The organism is Providencia sp. PROV174 (genome assembly GCF_028480685.1).
In the GTDB taxonomy this organism is placed as follows: Bacteria; Pseudomonadota; Gammaproteobacteria; order Enterobacterales; family Enterobacteriaceae; genus Providencia; species Providencia rettgeri.
In genome coordinates, this window is record NZ_JAMPOT010000005.1 from 248,752 (window position 1) to 267,162 (window position 18,411).

The following is an 18,411-nucleotide window of genomic DNA, read 5'->3' on the forward strand; positions in this document are numbered from 1 at the left end:
TAGCTTCCTTAGAGTAGGGGTAATGCTTCTAACAACGACTCCCCATTGGCAGAAAAAGCAACAAAGTGAGCCTGACGCCCTTCGCCTTGATAGGTCAGATGGAGCTCAAGATCCGCTTCAGGTAAAAAACCTTTACCTTGTTGCGGCCATTCGACCAAACAGATCGAATTTCCAGAAAAATAGTCACGAATTCCCATAAATTCAAGTTCTTCAGGATCTGCTAACCGATAGAGATCAAAGTGGAAGACTTGACGATCCGCTAATTCATAGGGTTCAACTAATGTGTAAGTTGGACTTTTTACATGGCCTTGATGGCCTAGCGCTTGCAAAAAACCTCGGCTAAAGGTGGTTTTCCCTGCACCAAGATCACCGTATAAGTGAATCACAGTGCTTTGATGGCAAGCCTTAGCGATAGCATTACCTAACGCAACAGTTTGCGCTTCATTGGCAAGTTGTATTGTACATTCTTTCATATTGTTCTTTTATTATGTCATTAATAGGCGGTGTCGCCTGTTTATCCTTTAAATGCATAGTTTATATTGCTGATCAAAATGCATAAAGAGATATCAACAAACATCAATATTACCGCTTATATTAACCTAAGATGGGGCTTTTTTCTTAATTAACATTGCTTGAATGATGAGTTCAGAAATATCCTATAATTGTTCTCAATATTGACGGTATTTTTCATGCATTTTGATGAACAACGCAGGTCATGATAGAGTGCCTGCCGTTTTAGTCTTTATCAAGATAGGATCTGATGGCAAGATACCTCGATCTCGATCTTCTCGCTCAGAATATTAAACAATGGGGCATTGAAGCAGGTTTCCAACAAGTAGGGATCTGCGATACTGACCTTTCTGCGGAAGAGCCCAAATTACAAGCATGGCTAGATAAACAATTTCATGGCGAGATGGAATGGATGAGTCGCCATGGAATGATGCGAGCCAGACCACACGAACTGCACCCAGGCACGTTACGTGTCATTAGCGTGCGCATGAATTACTTACCAGCTAAAGCCGCATTTGCCAGTACATTAAATAACCCTGAATTAGGTTATATCAGCCGTTATGCCCTAGGGCGAGACTACCATAAACTATTAAAAAAACGCCTAAAACAACTTTCAGATCGTATTTTAGACTATTGTCGCGAATTTAACGGCATGATACTGCCCAATGGCACCACTATCGATGATCTTAATTTTCGACCTTTTGTCGACTCCGCTCCAATATTAGAGCGCTCTCTTGCAGTTAAAGCGGGTTTAGGATGGACAGGAAAACATTCATTAGTTTTAAATCGTGAAGCAGGATCTTGGTTTTTTCTCGGTGAGTTATTGGTTAATTTACCCGTTCCTGTTGATAAACCTGTCGAAGAAGATTGTGGCCGCTGTGTCGCTTGTATGACAACCTGCCCAACAGGTGCGATTGTTGAACCTTATACCGTCGATGCAAGACGCTGTATTTCTTACCTCACGATCGAGCTAGATAGTGCTATCCCAGAAGAATTTCGTCCACTAATGGGAAATCGGATCTACGGTTGTGATGACTGCCAGCTCATTTGCCCGTGGAACCGTTTTTCCCAGCTTACTGATGAAGATGATTTTAGTCCAAGAAAGGACTTACATACACCAGAGCTGCTGGATTTGTTCTCATGGGATGAAAAAACCTTTTTGAAGGTGACCGAAGGCTCTGCAATCCGTCGCATTGGTTATATTAAGTGGCTGCGAAATATCAGTGTGGCGCTTGGCAATGCACCTTATCAAGACCGTATTGTACTTGCTTTACAAAATAGATTGGGGATCAACGAAATGCTAGATGAGCACTTCCAATGGTCTATACAACAACAGCTTAACCGACGCGATGCAAACCAAGTCACAATTCAAACTTCACAGCAAAAACGTCTTGTACGCGCTATTAACAAAGGTTTACCGAGAGACGCCTAGAAAAAAGCCTGCTATATATCCGGAATGAAGAATTGTCAAATTGATGTGAATAAAATAAAAAATGCTTACCTGACAATAGGTAAAGAATTTGCAAGCTGTGCTAGCCTCATTTTGACAAAATAATCCACACAACAATAAAATCAACAAGTTACAATAATGCAACTTAAACGTTAGAATTAAATAGCACAACAGGAATTTGTTAATTAGCCTGTGGATAACTCTGTGTAATAAGTTATTTCAAATCGCAATAAAAACTCAGATTGATTGAGTTAGCTGTGGATAACTTTCTAATGTCGCGTTGAAAAGAAAAACCCTGATTTTACGTTAACTAGCAATACAAAAGTGACCAAAAAACAAGGTTAAAATGAAAAAACACTCGAAGTAAATAAAAAAGCATATTTTTGTTTATTATTTAAACTTCATGGTTTCATCTTAGAGATGGAAGTAAAACACCCTATTGCTAAGGGGTGGCTATTCTATGGCGCCCTGAAAATGAATGCAAGCACAAATCTGGATATGATCCAAAAAAGATCGCGAAACCCTTTTAGATCCTAGTATTCAAAGGGTAAAAAAAGATAAAAACAGTGAACAAGCGCAGTTCATATACACTAAGTGATTTCACTTAAATAAAATTAAGTTAAATGGATATTATATGGGATTCAATAAAGACAAAAATTAAGGGATGATGAAAATATTGGAGCGGGAAACGAGACTCGAACTCGCGACCCCGACCTTGGCAAGGTCGTGCTCTACCAACTGAGCTATTCCCGCATTTGGTGGGTACTGCTATCTCACTAAAACACTAAGAAAGTTTGGAGCGGGAAACGAGACTCGAACTCGCGACCCCGACCTTGGCAAGGTCGTGCTCTACCAACTGAGCTATTCCCGCATCACGAAAATAGTGTTCTAGCTAAAACATCAAGAAAATTTGGAGCGGGAAACGAGACTCGAACTCGCGACCCCGACCTTGGCAAGGTCGTGCTCTACCAACTGAGCTATTCCCGCATCACATTTCTGGGTGTTTCACGTGCCGACTCAATAACAAAAACTTCATCGGTACGGGGAGCGCATTATACGAAAAATTCAGATACTAGCAAGCCTTTGCGCTCAAAATTTTTATTTTTTTATTCGTTTGCTGACAATTCAATCATAATGGTGGTTTTATCAACACCCGTTGTAATAAACTGATTTCAATAAGTTAACATTGTTAACTTATTGGAAGAAGATGACTATGGTAACCTTTCTATCGCGGAGTTATAAACCTTTTTATCTTCTCTTTTGCCAACGGCAACGACAAAAATAACAATTTCATCATCAATAACTTGGTACACAAGGCGAAATCCTGATGCCTTTAATTTAATTTTATAGCAATTAGACAATTCACCATGCAGCCGCAGAGACGCTATATATGGGTTTAATTGTAGTTTCTTTAATTTCTTTTTAAATTGTTCTCGGATACTGTAATCAAGCTTTTTCCATTCCCTTAGAGCACGCTCATCAAATACAATATCAAATATCATCAATGTTCACTCTTATACGTTTAGCTGGCTTTTTTAAACGTTCACGAACAACAGCTAAAATATCCTCATCCTCATCAGTCTCGCTCACAACAATAGAAACTTCAGAAAAAGGAAGCTTTTCATTCTCTGCAACATAACGAAGAAATAGCCTTAGTGCATCGGAAGGCGAAAGATTTAATTTATCAAATGCTTGATATGCATCTCTTTTAAGCTGTTCATCAACTCTAATTTGTATTGTACTCATAATAGCCTCCATCAGAATTTACAATTAGAATAATGTAATACTGAATGCAATACAATCAGTAGTGCTATGTGTAATGCAAAATGTAATGCAAAATGTAATTCAACACCTAATTTTGACACAAAAAAAGCCGCTCAAAATTGCGGCTTATTCGTTAATTTAACATTTACTCTTTAATAAATGTTTCTCGATAATACGCCAGTTCAGCGACCGATTCACGAATATCATCCAGCGCTTGATGGGTATTTTTCTTCGAAAAACCTGCTAAAATTTCAGGTTTCCAACGACGAGCAAGTTCTTTAAGTGTACTAACATCAAGATAACGATAATGGAAATAACGTTCTAATTCAGGCATGTAGTTAAATAGAAAACGCCTGTCTTGCCCAACACTATTCCCACAAATCGGTGATGCCCCTTGGGGAACCCATTTTTCTAAAAATTCAATGGTGGCTAACTCCGCCTCACGCTCACTCACGGTACTTTTGCGCACACGTTCAACTAAACCGCTATTGGTGTGAGTGTTTACATTCCACTCATCCATTAAAGCGAGTTGTTCATCCGTTTGATGTACTGCAATTACAGGGCCTTCTGCTAAAATATTAAGATGGCTATCTGTTACAATAGTCGCTATTTCAATAATACGATCACGAACAGGATCGAGCCCCGTCATTTCTAAATCGATCCAAATTAAATTATTCTCATTCTTTTGCATGATATACCCTAACTGCATTCTATGAAGTTAAGGTATGATAGCACTCTTCATGCCTTCAGTGACAGGCGTGAGTACCCCTAAAATACAGCCCATGGTAAAGAGAGGACAGGTGGCTAAACAGAAACTTTCGAAAGGCCAACAGCGCCGAGTTCAAGAAAATCATCAAAAAAGACTTAAAAAGCAAAAAACAGTTGAAATTGATGATAGCCAATTAGGTGAAGCACAAGAAGGCTTGGTCATTAGCCGTTTTGGGCAACATGCTGATATTCAAGCAAGTAACGGGACTATCCAGCGCTGTAACTTGCGTAGAACTATTTCATCCCTTGTGACAGGGGATAACGTGGTGTGGCGGCCAGCCTTGAACACACAGAGCGATATCAAAGTAAATGGCATCGTCGAAGCTGTTCATGAACGCCGTTCTGTTCTAACTCGTCCCGATTATTATGACGGCTTAAAACCGATTGCCGCTAATATTGATCAAATTGTCGTTGTTTCAGCTATTTTACCTGAGCTTTCGCTGAATATTATCGACCGCTATTTAGTTGCCTGCGAAACCACCGGGATTAAGCCAGTTATCGTTCTCAATAAAGTCGACCTACTCGACGACGAAAACCGTGAGTGGGTAAGCGATTTAATGACGATTTATAGCGATATTGGCTATCAAGTTCTCGAAGTTTCGAGTCATACCAATGAAGGCATGGAAGCACTTACTAACGCGCTAGCAGGTAAAGTTTCAGTATTTGTTGGGCAGTCTGGAGTGGGCAAATCAAGTTTATTAAATGCATTACTCCCACACAATGAAGAAATGATTTTAGTCAATGAGGTTTCAGACAACTCAGGGCTAGGACAACATACGACGACGACAGCTCGTTTATATCACTTTCCATTGGGCGGCGATGTGATTGACTCCCCTGGTGTGCGCGAATTTGGTTTATGGCATTTAACAACGGAACAAGTGACCAAAGGATTTGTCGAATTTAAAGATTACCTTGGTGGCTGTAAATTCCGTGACTGTAAACATTTAGATGACCCTGGTTGCCTGTTACGTGAAGCCGTAGAAGCAAATAAAATTGCTGAATCACGTTTTGAAAACTACCATCGCATTTTAGAAAGCATGGAACAAATCAAACCTCGTGGCAATTTTACGGCAAAAGACAAATAATGTTAGTGAGTACTTACCAACAACTCTCTAACACTAAGCCAGCTCTAAATCATTTAATTACGGTTAGCCAGTTACGCGACCGTTTGAAATATGACGAGTAAACTGTGTACAATAGCCGCCCTTTTGCTAACATACCTTTAAAAATCAGAGGTTAACGTGCTAGATAAAATTAAAATTCGCTTGCAATATATGCTTCCAAAACAATGTCTTACTGAATTTGCAGGCTGGTTCGCAAGTCGCAATGCGGGTTTCATGACGCAATGGGCAATTAAATTGTTCGCAAAAGCCTATAAAGTCAACATGAATGAAGCGCAAAAAAGCGAACTTACTGCTTATGCCACTTTTAATGATTTCTTTATCCGCCTGCTAAAAGAAGGCGCACGCCCGATTGTCGAAAAAGAGCACCAACTTGCTCAACCTGCTGACGGCGCAGTTAGCCAATTAGGCCCGATTAATGATGACCTTATCTTCCAAGCTAAAGGCCATAATTACACCGTGGAAGCGTTACTTGCAGGCCAATACCAATTAGCGGAACGTTTTCGTGGTGGTGACTTTATTACCACTTACCTCTCCCCTAGTGACTATCACCGTGTACACATGCCATGTGACGGTTTGCTCAAAGAGATGATTTATGTTCCTGGCGATTTATTCTCTGTAAATCCATTGACGGCACAAAATGTTCCCAATCTATTTGCACGTAATGAACGATTGATTTGTGTCTTTGACACCCCTGTCGGCCTAATGGTACAGATCCTCGTCGGTGCAACTATCGTTGGTAGTATTGAAACCGTATGGAGCGGTTGCGTTAACTCCTCTCGTGAAGGCGTCATTAAGCGTTGGGTTTACCCTGAGTTAGACTCTGAAGGGGCTGTTTTCTTGAAAAAAGGTGAGGAAATGGGGCTGTTTAAATTGGGTTCAACGGTGATTAATTTATTTGAGCCTAACAAAGTGACATTTAATTCATCACTAATCCCCGGTTATGCAACTCGCATGGGCGAATTACTCGCTGAAACTGTTGCAAATACAGTGACAGAAGAATCCACTGGCGTTTAGTTAAATTATTATCTCTTGAAGGAGCTCCTCACTGTGCGTGTGATTATCAGTTTTTTTCTTAGTCTGTTAATCGTTTTCTCTTCCGTTGCAGCACCAACTGCAGCGCAGGATGAAGCACAGATTAAGCAGGAGCTCAAACAACTTGAGTCAAGCACCAACCCCAAAGATGCAGAGATAGCACAAGCATTGCAGGGGGCGTTGAATTGGATGAGTGAAACACGCGATTCCGATGCAAAAGCCAAATCTTATCAAGAAGCCATTGATAACTTTCCTAAAATTATCAAAGAAATAAGACAAAAAGTTCTTAATGAAAGTGATGAGCCGGCCCCAATACCGGTGGGTATCAGCTTAGGTGAACTTGAACAACGTATTATTCAGCTTAGCAGCCAATTACTCGATCAAAGCCGCTTAACTCAGCAAGAGCAAGATAAAGGCCGCGAAATCAGTGAATCATTAAATATTCTGCCACAACAGCTTTCTGAAGCCAGACGTTTACTCACTGAAGCCACTTCGCGCTTTCAGTCTCTGAGCACACCATCAACGCCATTAGCCGACGCCCAGTACACATTGGCTCAAGCCGAAGTAAGTGCTCGCAAGTCAACAGTTAATGAACTGGAAATGGCTCAGCTTTCTGCCAATAACCGCCAAGAAATCTCACGCCTTACGTTGGAATTATACAAAAAACGCTATCAACGTATGGAACTTGAGCTACAAAACCTACGTGATTTTCAAAATACCCAACGCCAACAAAAAGCAATTTTAGCGTTAGAACACACGGAAATGTTGGCTGCACAAGGGGAACTAACGCCATTTTTAACTGAGCAGCTTGATATTAACCGCAAAATGTCTCAGGAATTAACCGCTCAGGCACAGCGCATGAGCGCTATCACCAATAGCCAAGCAGAAATTTCAACAAGTATCCGCGATGCTCGCCAAGCACTCACAACTATTCGCGAGCAAGCTCAGTGGATCAGCAGCTCAAGTACATTAGGAGAAGCTCTCAGAACACAGCTTTCTCGTTTGCCTGATATCCCCAAAAGCCAACAACTTGATCGTGAAATGGCTGATTTACGTGTACAACGCTTAAATTATGAAGATAGCCTCGATAGATTAGGTAAAGTAGATACAACCGAGCAAGAAACCGCGAATGAGCTCAATACGGCTCAAGTGCAAGTTTATCAGTCATTAATTAAAACCCGCCGAGAGCTACTGACCTCTTTAATTTCAGGCCTCGATGCTGAAATGTTAGAGCTAACGAAGCTTAATGTCGCTACTGGGCAATTAACCGATGCATTAAAAGAAGTCAAAGATGCTTCCAACCGTTATCTTTTCTGGGTCGCAGATGTTCCACCAATAAGCATCAGCTATCCTGTCATGTTAGTAACGGATATTACTCAATTACTTTCACTGGATACCTTGTCTCAGCTTGCTGGTGCGCTGAACGTTATGCTGACAACTCAAGATACCTTTTTGTATCTTCTTGGTTCGATAGCATTAGTCATTTTCAGCATTAGCACTCGCAGACACTACCAAGCATTTCTTGACCGTTCCAGTTTACGTATTGGTAAGGTGACACAAGACCGGTTCTACTTAACCATTCGAACTATTTTCTGGTCAATTATTGTTGCTCTTCCTCTACCTATGATGTGGTCAGCCATCGGCTATGGCTTACAAAGTGCATGGCAATACCCTATGGCCGCGGCGATAGGTTATGGTGTCAGTGCGACGACACCTTTATTGTGGCTGTTTATGATCAGCGAAACATTTTCTCGTCCAACTGGGCTATTTATTGCTCACTTCGGTTGGGACAAAGATTCAGTTAAACGTGCGATGCGTTATTACCGAATGGCGATTTTTGTCATCGTTCCATTAGTGATGGCAATTATTACCTTTGAACATTATAGCGATAGAGAATTTGCAGCCAGTATTGGCCGTTTCTGTTTTATCTTTTTATGTGTCGCACTTAGCTTAATTACCAACAACTTGCGTCGTTCACAAATCCCTCTCTATTTAGATAGACATGGGTCCGGTGAGAATATCGTTAATAAAGCCTTGTGGTGGATGATATTACTCGCACCTATTGTTGCTGGGTTCTTCTCCATTCTAGGTTATTTCTCAACCTCACAGGCCTTGCTTGCACGTTTAGAAACCTCTGTCGCCATTTGGTTTGTCATCCTTATCGTTTATCATACCATCCGCCGTTGGATGTCGATGCAGCGCCGTAAATTAGCCTTCGAGCGTGCGAAACAACGCCGTGCTGAGATATTGGCTCAACGTGCTAAAGGTGAAGACGATAACCAGCAGGCAAATGCCAGTAGCGAAGGAAATATTGATATCGAAGAACAGGTTATCGACTTAGATACCATTAGCACCCAATCCGTCGGGTTAGTTCGTTCGATTTTAACCATGATTGCCTTGGTTTCATTAATTTGGCTATGGTCTGAGCTACATACTGCATTTTCTTTCCTTGAAAATATTCGCTTATGGGATGTGACCTCAACGGTTAATGGCGTTGATACTGTGCAACCTATCACCATGGGCTCTATTTTCATTGCTATTTTGACTATTATCGTTACCGCCCAATTAGTTCGTAATTTACCGGCTTTACTCGAGCTGGCAGTACTCCAACATTTGGATTTAACGCCAGGTACCGGTTACGCTATCAGTACACTAACCAAGTATACGATTACTATTATCGGGACCATTGTTGGCTTCTCTATGTTAGGGATTGAGTGGTCAAAACTGCAATGGCTTGTAGCAGCGATGGGGGTCGGGCTTGGCTTTGGCTTACAAGAGATTTTCGCTAATATTATCTCAGGGTTGATGATCTTATTTGAAAAGCCGATCCGGATTGGAGATACAGTAACTATCCGTAACTTGACCGGTAGTATTACCAAGATCAATACCCGTGCAACTACGCTAACAGACTGGGACAGAAAAGAAATTATTGTGCCAAATAAGGCATTTATTACTGAGCAATTTATTAACTGGTCACTATCTGACACAATCACGCGTATTGTCATGACGATTCCTGCACCTTCTGATGCCAATAGTGAATTAGTGACAGATACTATTTTACGTGCAGCTCAGCGCTCTACGATGATTTTAGACAACCCTGCGCCTGAAGTTTATCTTGTTGATTTGCAACAAGGTATTCAGATTTTTGAATTACGTGTCTATGCCGCAGAAATGGGTCACCGGTTACCTGCGCGCCATGAAATCCACCAAAACATCCTAGTATCCTTTGCTGAACAAGGAATTACCTTGCCATTCCCTCCATTCCAAGCAAGAGTGGATGTCCGTGATAACTCTCTGCAAAGTGCGACAAACAATCTTTCAGGGCGTAATCCAAGTCGTAAATCTGGGGAACTGTAAGCCGTATTATGCCATTACAACTAGATGAAAAAGACGAATTAGTGATGTTGAGGATCACCCAACTTGAACGTGTTGGGTCGATTTTATTCTTTTTGATTCCATTAATTATCTTATTAATTGTTGGGAAAGCTTTTGCGTTTAATACGCTGTATCTTTGGCAAGCGTATTGTGCAATTTATATCGTCGGGTTTCGTGTAATGTGTGGCAAGCTATCATCGAAACAGCAGCAACTTAGCATTCGTCGAGGCTGGGGAAATAATCGTTTTTATCGGCTTTCTTGGTGTTATCTTGTATTATCGGTTGTCATACTGGTGGGATACAAAATCGTATCCCACACATTTGCTTAATCGTTAGCTGGCTTTAAAACCATACGATTTAATATAACCTTCCGCTAATTGTTGTGCCTGCTGTAATTCTTCAGGACTTAACTGCTCCGCAATCTTATTTTGTAGACGATGACTTTCTGCATTGCCACTGTAAACCGCAGTTGCAAGCCATGCGTAGGCTTGCTGCAAGTTTTTCTTCACGCCACGTCCTTCAGAGTACATGACACCTAAGCGGTCTTGAGACTTAGCATCTTTTTGTTTCGCGGCTTTTCTAAACCAGAAGACCGCCTTTTCGTCATCTAAATCAACACCGCTACCAATCGAGTACATTTGGCCTATCTGGAATTGAGCCAGTATATTCCCGCCCTGTGCAGCTTTTCTAAACCAAAATGCCGCTTTTTCTAGGTTTTGAGTGACACCTAAGCCTTGCGCGTACATCATCGCCATGTTGGTTTCAGCGCGGGTATCACCTTGAGCGGCGGCTTGTTCATACCATAGCATCGCTTTGTCATAGTCGCGACGCACACCAAAGCCATTTACAAACATCGTGCCAAGTCGGAATTGCGCATCTGAATTCCCTTGGTTTCCTGCCTTGATGAACCACTCAGCCGCGGCTTTAGAATCTTGAGAAACACCTAATCCCTTAAAATAACGCTCACCTAGCTGGAATTGGGCTTTAGGGTCACCTTTTTGCGCTAACTGCGTAATTTGCTCAATCGTGGGTTCTTGTGCTGCTGTTGCCGATGCCGGCGCAGTGGTAGGTTTAGCGGTTAAAACGGAACTATAACAAATCGAGCCCAACAACAGTGCTAACGCAATTCTTTTCATCCTAAGGAACCCTCAACAGTGCAATATGCAACCTGTGAAAACAGTGCTATCCATTAATATCGACCTAAACACTCATCCCCCTAGTTTAAATTTACTTTTTGTCAGAAAAAATAGGAAAAGTAGCCTAAATTTCACAAAAAGCACGTTTCGCTGCATTTTCGCTGTGGGAACTTATGTTTCTGGTCTAATTGCGATAATAAAAAACCAGATAAACATATTGCCTATCTGGTTTCTCTATTTCAAATAACAAAATTAATTATGCATTGTTAAGATATTTATTTCTCAAATAGCGGGCCACCGCATCATCACTATTTGAACCAATAACTTCCATCTGCGGTAACGCATCTTTCAATAATTGATGGGCATTTTGCATAATGCAGCCTTTTCCGGCCATCGTCAGCATTTCTTTGTCATTCATGCCATCACCAAACGCAATACTATCACTCGGTGTATAGCCATGTAGTGCAGCCACTTGCTTCAAAGCTTCACCTTTAGAAACAGTACCGGCCATAACTTCTAAACAGCTACGCAGTGAAAACGTTACATTCACTTTATCTTGCCAACGTGCTTGAATGCGTTGCTGTAGATCCACCAGCAAGTCATGATCTTCACTAGTATAATAAACTTTACAGACCTCAGAAGTAGCAAAATTATGGCGGTCAAACAACTGGTAGTTAAATACCGATTCTTTAAAAAATTCTTTTTGTTCAGGGCTTTCACGATTGATAAACCAATCATCACCATGGTAGTAATTCGTGATAAGCTCAGGGTTATCAAATTCCATCAAACACAGCTCATGAGCAATTTGAGGGGCAACATTGTGCTCAAAAATTAAGTCACCACGGGTATTATGGATCCGTGCACCATTAGACGTGATCATATACGCATCGATGCCTAAACCATCACGGATTTGAGCAACATCCACATGGTGACGGCCTGTTGCAAACACAAAATGCACATCTTGCGAAGTTACTAGCTGTTTCAAAGTGTCTTTTGTATAAGACGTTAAGTCATGATTGGGAGATAACAGTGTCCCATCCAAATCGGAAGCAACTACAGGATATTTCATATTCAAACCCTAACTAATACTGCTCAAAAAAATCACAGATAGCATTGAGCGCCATCGCTCTTAATGCATCCACTTCAAATAGGATTTCATGGTGTGCCCCTTCAATAATGAGAGGTAATTTTTCTTCTCGTCCTATTTGCGCTTTTTGTCGGCTTTGACAAAAAGCTTGTAGCTCTTTATTGCTGACCACTTTTTCTTCACTGGCTTCCAACACCATCAGTGGCACATCAATTTCTCCCGCTTTCGCAATTAACTCATCGCCAATCACAAAACTTTCACGTAGCCAATGATAAGTTGGCCCACCCAAGCGCAATTCAGGGTAATCGGCATAATAACGTAAGTAGCGCCGATAACGCTCCGGGCTGTGTGTTAATACATTGATTAAATAAGGTAATGGCTGCCATTTCCCAGTAGAGGCCGCGTAATCATTACGAACGCTTTCACGCGATTCCGCTCTATCAACAATAAAGCTTGCCATCCAACGAGGCATTGGTAAATTAATACCAATCATCGGTGCACATAATGTTGCAGCATCAAATGTGACGTTATCTCGCAACAAGTACCCTGCTAAAATAGCACTTCCCATTGAATGCGCTAATGCGTAACATTTTGGGTAATGTCGGTATTTAACCTCTAGCTCAATAAACTTTTCAAAATCGTCAATGTAATCAGTGAATTTTTCAACATGGCCTTTTTGAGGATCGGCTAACATGCGCCCTGATCGCCCTTGCCCACGATGATCAATAATAAAAACATCATAGCCTAAATGATAAAAATCATAAGCGACTTCAGGGTACTTCACATAGCTTTCACTGCGCCCTGGTGAAATGACAATCGCTTTATGATGCTTTGGATGAATAAAACGGACATAGTGGATGGGAATATCATCAACTCCCATAAATTGAGATTCTTCCCGGTGTTGCCAGAAATCTAAAAGCGGGCCATTTGTAAAAGCAGAAAATTGAGTTTCTCGATTCAGCCAACTCTCTTTTAGATTTTCAGGCGTCATCCTGCAGTTTCCTTATTTTTATTCATTCATAACCTTCAAGATGGTCTTGGATAAGAGCCATAAATGCCACCCCAAAACGTTCGAGTTTGCGCTCGCCAACACCATTAATTAACAATAATTCGGCAGGTGAAGTTGGAGTGTGCTCAGCCATTTCAATTAATGTTGCATCATTAAACACGACAAATGGTGGAATATTTTCTTCATCGGCAATGGACTTACGTAATTTACGCAGTTTCGCAAATAGTTTTTTATCATAATTGCCATGATAAATTCTGTTTTGTTGATTACGGCTTTTTACCACTAAAACACGCGGAACTGCCAGTTTTAGTGCTGCTTCACCGCGTAATATAGGCCGTGCAGCCTCAGTTAATTGAAGCGCTGAAAAATGCGTAATATTCTGTGTGATCATACCTAAATGGATCAATTGGCGTATCACACTAACCCAATGTTCATTACTTTGTTCTTTACCAATACCGTAAACAGGCAGCTTGTCATGGCCTAAATCACGGATACGCTGATTATTCGCACCACGCAATACCTCTACAATATAGCCGATACCGAAGCGCTGACCAACACGATAAATACAAGACAGCGCTTTTTGCGCATCCACTAACCCATCGTACTGTTTTGGCGGGTCTAAGCAAATATCACAGTTACCACAAGGCTGCTGGCGATTTTCGCCAAAATAATTGAGTAGCACCAAACGACGGCAGGTTTGTGCCTCAGCAAAAGCCGCGATGGCATTCAGCTTATGCCGCTCGATATCTTGTTGTATACCTGCAGGCTTTTCTTCGAGACAACGACGTAACCATGCCATATCGGCCGGGTCATAAAATAAAATGGCTTCGGCTTCAACACCATCACGCCCTGCTCGTCCTGTTTCTTGATAATACGCTTCGATATTACGTGGAATATCGAAATGAGCGACAAACCGAACGTTTGATTTGTTAATTCCCATCCCAAAAGCCACTGTCGCCACAACAACTTGCAGATTATCTTTTAGAAATGCGTCTTGTACCCACTCCCGTTGTGCCGCATCTAACCCTGCATGGTATGCTGCGACGCTTAAGCCTCGTTTTTGCAAGCGCTCTGTCGTTTCTTCAACCTTACTGCGACTGTTACAATAAACAATACCCGCTTTTCCTTTTTGGCCTTTAATAAAAAACCAAAGTTGATCTAACGGTTTATATTTTTCGACTAAGGTATAACGAATATTTGGCCTATCAAAGCTACTCACATGAACTAATGGCTCATATAGCTCCAATAAGCGAATAATGTCTGCACGTGTGGTTTCATCTGCAGTTGCGGTTAACGCCATCACGGGCACATTAGGTAATGATTGCCGTAATTGGCCTAGTGCACGATATTCAGGGCGGAAATCGTGTCCCCATTGAGAAATACAGTGGGCTTCATCCACGGCTAGCAAAGTGATATTCCACCCTGCTAATTGGCTTAGGAAATAATCAGTTAATAGCCGTTCAGGGGCAACATACAGTAATTTTATTTCCCCCTGACTGCACAGCTCCATGATTTGACGCTGTTCTTGTGACGTTTGCGATGAATTTAAACATGCCGCATTAACCCCATGTAACCTTAATTGGTCAACTTGATCTTTCATTAATGATATTAATGGCGAAACGACCAATGTGACACCCTCTTTAACTAAAGCAGGGACTTGGTAGCAAAGGGATTTACCACCCCCTGTTGGCATTAACACTAAACAATCACGGTTATCTAAAATGGCCCCAATGACAGCATCTTGCCCGGGGCGGAATGACTGATAACCAAATGTACTATTAAGCACATGTTCAGCCAATGAAAGTTGGTTAATGACGCAAGCAGTGGACACAAACTTCCTCAATCGATAAAACAAGCCGCTGCCCAATTGAGCAGCGAATTTGTTGATTTATGACTTGGTATTCGACTCAGAACTGAATAGAGCACTGAGTTTTTCTTCCATTACAACATATCGTTTAGCATAACACCGATACCAAAACGGGTTTGGCGATAATTGTAGTCTATCATCGACTCACCATATCCGCTAAACAACTGGGTATAAAAACGCACATGTTTACTAATTGGATAACTCCACCCCAACTCTGCACCACCGTAACCGGTATTCCAGTTATAGCGCCCAGTCGTAGTAAATACGCTATCTCCCAATGCATACCCTACCTTTAAGCGATAGTAGCCCATGTATTTGGTAATATCAGAATTATCATCACGCCCTTCACTTTCATGAATGCGGTACCAAGGTTTAAGGTCAACTTGCCAGTTACCATTTTGCGCCATTGCCCTCGCATATACGCGGTTCCAACTGCGAGAGGTCGGTTCTGAACGCCCATTTGACTCGTGGTTAAATCCCGTTTCAATCTCACGTAACGTCCAACCCGCAAATTGGTAGTCGGTTAGCCAGCCAACAAATACCTGAGGCTCGTAGTTGGTTTCTCTAAATGGTGAAGATTCTTTTTTATTACTTAACTGCCACCAAGAACGCTGAGTATAAGAAACGGCTAAAATGGAATCATCACCAGCAATACCGGCCCATAATGGAAACGCTAAACTTAGTTGAAATTTAACTTCATCCTTTAACGCATCATCGCCCCAATTATAGCTAGAAATCGCTTTTTTATTCATCGAGGAGGTATAGGTATAAATGATATAATTCGATTCATACGGATACAATACAAATGGATTATCATGGTGTTGTAGTAATCCTGAAATGATGCTTCCACGTATTGGTAGGGTATTTTTGACATCTTGTTCAGGCTGAATACTTGTATTTTCAGTCGCAAACAGTGAAGCAGACCAAAAGCTGAGCACTGCACTTAACAAAATCGGTAAAGCGCGCATTAGTCATTCCTATTTTCAACATCGTCCAAAAAAAGTTTGTCCTATTTTACACACAAAACTGAATAACTGTTGAAAGATTATTCATTCGTTTGTTAGAGACATAATTTACACATAATGTTAACTTATTATTTACATATTTTTAAAGGATGAAAACGATGAATGACCGTACTTATACTTTAGAAGAAGCCAGTGAGCTAATGAGCCATGCGTTTATTTATAAAATGCCATTTAACCAGCTACTTGGTATTAAATTGATGAGTTTAAATGATGATTTTGTTCAGCTTACCGTTGAAAATCGTCAGCAATTAATTGGTAATTTCACTCAGAACATTTTACATGGTGGTGTGATCGCTTCAGTTTTAGATGTTGCAGGAGGTATGGTGTGCATTAACCGTATTTTGCAGCGCATTAATCCATTAACTCATACTGAAATTGTCGACAAAATGTCTCGCATGGGAACAATTGACCTACGAGTTGATTATTTACGCCCTGGTCGAGGCCAACTTTTTACCGCCAGTGCCAGCTTATTAAGAGATGGTAATAAAATAGCCGTTACCCGCTGCGAACTTCACAATGAAAACAATCAGCATATTGCGACAGCAACGGCAACTTACCTGGTGGGATAAAATAGATACAAATAATTAGTCACCTACTAAACTAATAACTTGTAAAAAAACCTGAGCAATGTCACATTAGTGGTATCAAAAATCGAGCCGCTTAAATCGGCTCGGTCTCTCTGTATAAGTATCTTTTTAGTCTTTAATTCAATTTCAGAGCCAACAATGAGCCAGCAAAATACTACCAAAGGCGTGTTATGTGCCTTAGGCGCCTATTTTATTTGGGGTGTCGCACCTATTTATTTTAAAAGCATCCAAGAAGTGCCCGCAGAAGAAATCCTGACTCATCGTATTATTTGGTCATTTTTCTTTATGATTTTATTATTAACCGTTTCACGCCATTGGAGTTATGTCCGCCAAGTCCTGAAGCAACCAAAGAAAATATTAGTTCTTGGGGTAACGGCAACGACAATTGCATGTAACTGGTTAATTTATATTTGGGCAGTTAATAATGGTTATATGCTACAAGCTAGCTTAGGTTACTTTATTAACCCACTAGTTAACGTGCTGTTTGGAATGCTATTTTTACAAGAACGTTTTCGCCGCATGCAGTGGATTGCTGTTGGTCTTGCACTAACGGGTGTATTGATCCAGCTTTGGCAATTTGGCTCAGTGCCTGTGATTGGTCTAAGTTTGGCCGTTACATTTGCTACCTACGGTTTATTACGTAAAAAATTAGGTGTCGATGCGCAAACAGGGATGACATTCGAAACACTTTGGCTACTTCCTGTCGGTATTATCTTCTTATTATTTTTTGCAGATAGTCCAACTAGCGATATGGCAATGAATGATTGGCATTTAAATGCACTGCTGATTGCCGCAGGGGTAATTACTACGGTGCCACTATTACTATTTACAGAGGCAGCTAACCACTTAAGGCTTTCAACTCTAGGCTTTTTCCAATATATGGGGCCAAGTATTATGTTCTTACTCGCCGTGTTTATGTACGGTGAAGTCATGACATCTGAATTGTTGGTCACCTTTGGCTTTATCTGGGTTGCATTAATTTTATTTACATTAGATGCTTTATATACCCAGCAAAAACTGAGAAGAAAATAGCGAGTAACGTTTTTCAGAAACTCAGACGACCGATAAATAGTGTTAATATTAAATTACCGACTCTCGTTTTATGTTTTAAACGAAGTCGGTGTTTCATTATATGGAACTTAAATAGTAAATTTAATTAATACAAATAAACTATTTAATTTTATATCTAATTCTTTACCTGCCGCATAATAAATTAAGCTTAAATCAAATCTCTTTGTTCTTATCTATCATACCCATTGAGAAAAAATAAATTTAACCATATAAAATCAATGAGTTAAAATGAAAAAATTCACCTTGATTTTCTATACATAATGGCTATTATTTAATTTATCTTAAATTCTCTTCAATTAATAAATACATCCATCAAACAACTCTTTGAAATAAAAGTAGTTGTTTATTTTTTTCAATTAATGATTGCTTAATAGGGACTTGGTAATTATATTGTACGCCGCTTGTATTCACCCCAGCGGATGGTGATGGTCCGATTCATCACTGACGTTTCATTAAAGTGCGCACGATGACATTTCATTTTAAAAATGTCCTGGTGCGAGGTTTTCTGAAATTGAATGCAGACGGTTCTAAAATTTAATGTAATACAATCATGTAGCGTTAAGGCTCTAAATAATTCGAAAACACAACTAGGCGGCGAGCAAAAAA

16 protein-coding genes and 3 tRNA genes are annotated in these 18,411 nt (G+C 40.7%); 7 read left to right on the forward strand and 12 right to left on the reverse strand.

Going from position 1 to position 18,411, the window contains the following annotated elements:
• Window positions 1-8: 8 nt before the first annotated feature.
• The gene (tsaE, locus tag PSE60_RS03320; protein WP_004907392.1) at window positions 9-473 is read right to left on the reverse strand and encodes a tRNA (adenosine(37)-N6)-threonylcarbamoyltransferase complex ATPase subunit type 1 TsaE; all 465 of its coding nucleotides are present in this window, start codon (window positions 471-473) and stop codon (window positions 9-11) included.
• Window positions 474-760: 287 nt separating this feature from the next.
• Here tsaE and queG point away from each other — a divergent pair, with 287 nt between their 5' ends.
• Window positions 761-1,942, forward strand: a complete 1,182-nt coding sequence (gene queG, locus PSE60_RS03325; protein ID WP_272664555.1) for a tRNA epoxyqueuosine(34) reductase QueG — start codon at window positions 761-763, stop codon at window positions 1,940-1,942.
• A gap of 695 nt (window positions 1,943-2,637) precedes the next feature.
• Here queG and PSE60_RS03330 read toward each other — a convergent pair.
• The 6 genes from PSE60_RS03330 to orn form a co-directional block, all read right to left on the reverse strand.
• Window positions 2,638-2,713: transfer RNA gene (locus tag PSE60_RS03330), tRNA-Gly, on the reverse strand.
• 42 nt (window positions 2,714-2,755) lie between these two features.
• Window positions 2,756-2,831 (reverse strand) — tRNA-Gly (locus PSE60_RS03335).
• A gap of 40 nt (window positions 2,832-2,871) precedes the next feature.
• Window positions 2,872-2,947, reverse strand: a tRNA-Gly gene (locus tag PSE60_RS03340).
• Window positions 2,948-3,171: 224 nt separating this feature from the next.
• A complete protein-coding gene (locus PSE60_RS03345) occupies window positions 3,172-3,462 on the reverse strand; it encodes a type II toxin-antitoxin system RelE family toxin (protein ID WP_198641735.1) in 291 nt (96 codons plus the stop codon).
• On the reverse strand, window positions 3,452-3,706 hold the full coding sequence (locus tag PSE60_RS03350; protein ID WP_196725047.1) for a type II toxin-antitoxin system RelB/DinJ family antitoxin: 255 nt from the start codon (window positions 3,704-3,706) through the stop codon (window positions 3,452-3,454). Before PSE60_RS03350 ends, PSE60_RS03345 begins: the two co-directional genes overlap by 11 nt.
• A 163-nt stretch (window positions 3,707-3,869) precedes the next feature.
• Window positions 3,870-4,415 (reverse strand): oligoribonuclease, encoded by a 546-nt coding sequence (gene orn, locus PSE60_RS03355; protein ID WP_272664556.1) that lies wholly within the window; start codon window positions 4,413-4,415, stop codon window positions 3,870-3,872.
• 109 nt (window positions 4,416-4,524) lie between these two features.
• Here orn and rsgA point away from each other — a divergent pair, with 109 nt between their 5' ends.
• From rsgA to PSE60_RS03375, 4 genes are all read left to right on the forward strand, one after another.
• A complete protein-coding gene (gene rsgA, locus PSE60_RS03360) occupies window positions 4,525-5,577 on the forward strand; it encodes a small ribosomal subunit biogenesis GTPase RsgA (RefSeq protein WP_272664570.1) in 1,053 nt (350 codons plus the stop codon).
• A gap of 156 nt (window positions 5,578-5,733) precedes the next feature.
• Window positions 5,734-6,630 (forward strand): archaetidylserine decarboxylase, encoded by an 897-nt coding sequence (asd, locus tag PSE60_RS03365; RefSeq protein ID WP_272664557.1) that lies wholly within the window; start codon window positions 5,734-5,736, stop codon window positions 6,628-6,630.
• Between the two features lie 33 nt (window positions 6,631-6,663).
• Window positions 6,664-10,005, forward strand: coding sequence for a miniconductance mechanosensitive channel MscM (gene mscM, locus PSE60_RS03370; RefSeq protein WP_272664558.1), 3,342 nt, complete (start codon window positions 6,664-6,666; stop codon window positions 10,003-10,005).
• Between the two features lie 8 nt (window positions 10,006-10,013).
• Complete coding sequence (locus tag PSE60_RS03375; protein WP_272664559.1) at window positions 10,014-10,352, forward strand: hypothetical protein; 339 nt, start codon at window positions 10,014-10,016, stop codon at window positions 10,350-10,352.
• A gap of 3 nt (window positions 10,353-10,355) precedes the next feature.
• Here the strand turns inward: PSE60_RS03375 and PSE60_RS03380 are convergent, their stop codons facing one another.
• The 5 genes from PSE60_RS03380 to pldA all read right to left on the reverse strand — a co-directional run bounded on the left by PSE60_RS03380 (window position 10,356) and on the right by pldA (window position 16,090).
• On the reverse strand, window positions 10,356-11,159 hold the full coding sequence (locus tag PSE60_RS03380; protein WP_272664560.1) for a tetratricopeptide repeat protein: 804 nt from the start codon (window positions 11,157-11,159) through the stop codon (window positions 10,356-10,358).
• A 256-nt stretch (window positions 11,160-11,415) separates the two neighbouring features.
• On the reverse strand, window positions 11,416-12,228 hold the full coding sequence (yigL, locus tag PSE60_RS03385) for a sugar/pyridoxal phosphate phosphatase YigL (protein ID WP_272664561.1): 813 nt from the start codon (window positions 12,226-12,228) through the stop codon (window positions 11,416-11,418).
• A gap of 13 nt (window positions 12,229-12,241) precedes the next feature.
• Complete coding sequence (gene pldB, locus PSE60_RS03390; RefSeq protein WP_272664562.1) at window positions 12,242-13,237, reverse strand: lysophospholipase L2; 996 nt, start codon at window positions 13,235-13,237, stop codon at window positions 12,242-12,244.
• 22 nt (window positions 13,238-13,259) lie between these two features.
• On the reverse strand, window positions 13,260-15,086 hold the full coding sequence (recQ, locus tag PSE60_RS03395; RefSeq protein WP_272664563.1) for an ATP-dependent DNA helicase RecQ: 1,827 nt from the start codon (window positions 15,084-15,086) through the stop codon (window positions 13,260-13,262).
• Between the two features lie 110 nt (window positions 15,087-15,196).
• Window positions 15,197-16,090: a phospholipase A gene (pldA, locus tag PSE60_RS03400; RefSeq protein ID WP_004907375.1), complete on the reverse strand. Its 894-nt coding sequence runs from the start codon at window positions 16,088-16,090 to the stop codon at window positions 15,197-15,199.
• Window positions 16,091-16,245: 155 nt separating this feature from the next.
• Here pldA and PSE60_RS03405 point away from each other — a divergent pair, with 155 nt between their 5' ends.
• A complete protein-coding gene (locus PSE60_RS03405) occupies window positions 16,246-16,716 on the forward strand; it encodes a thioesterase family protein (RefSeq protein WP_004907373.1) in 471 nt (156 codons plus the stop codon).
• Window positions 16,717-16,872: 156 nt separating this feature from the next.
• On the forward strand, window positions 16,873-17,766 hold the full coding sequence (gene rarD / locus PSE60_RS03410; protein WP_210836879.1) for an EamA family transporter RarD: 894 nt from the start codon (window positions 16,873-16,875) through the stop codon (window positions 17,764-17,766).
• Window positions 17,767-18,411 lie beyond the last annotated feature (645 nt).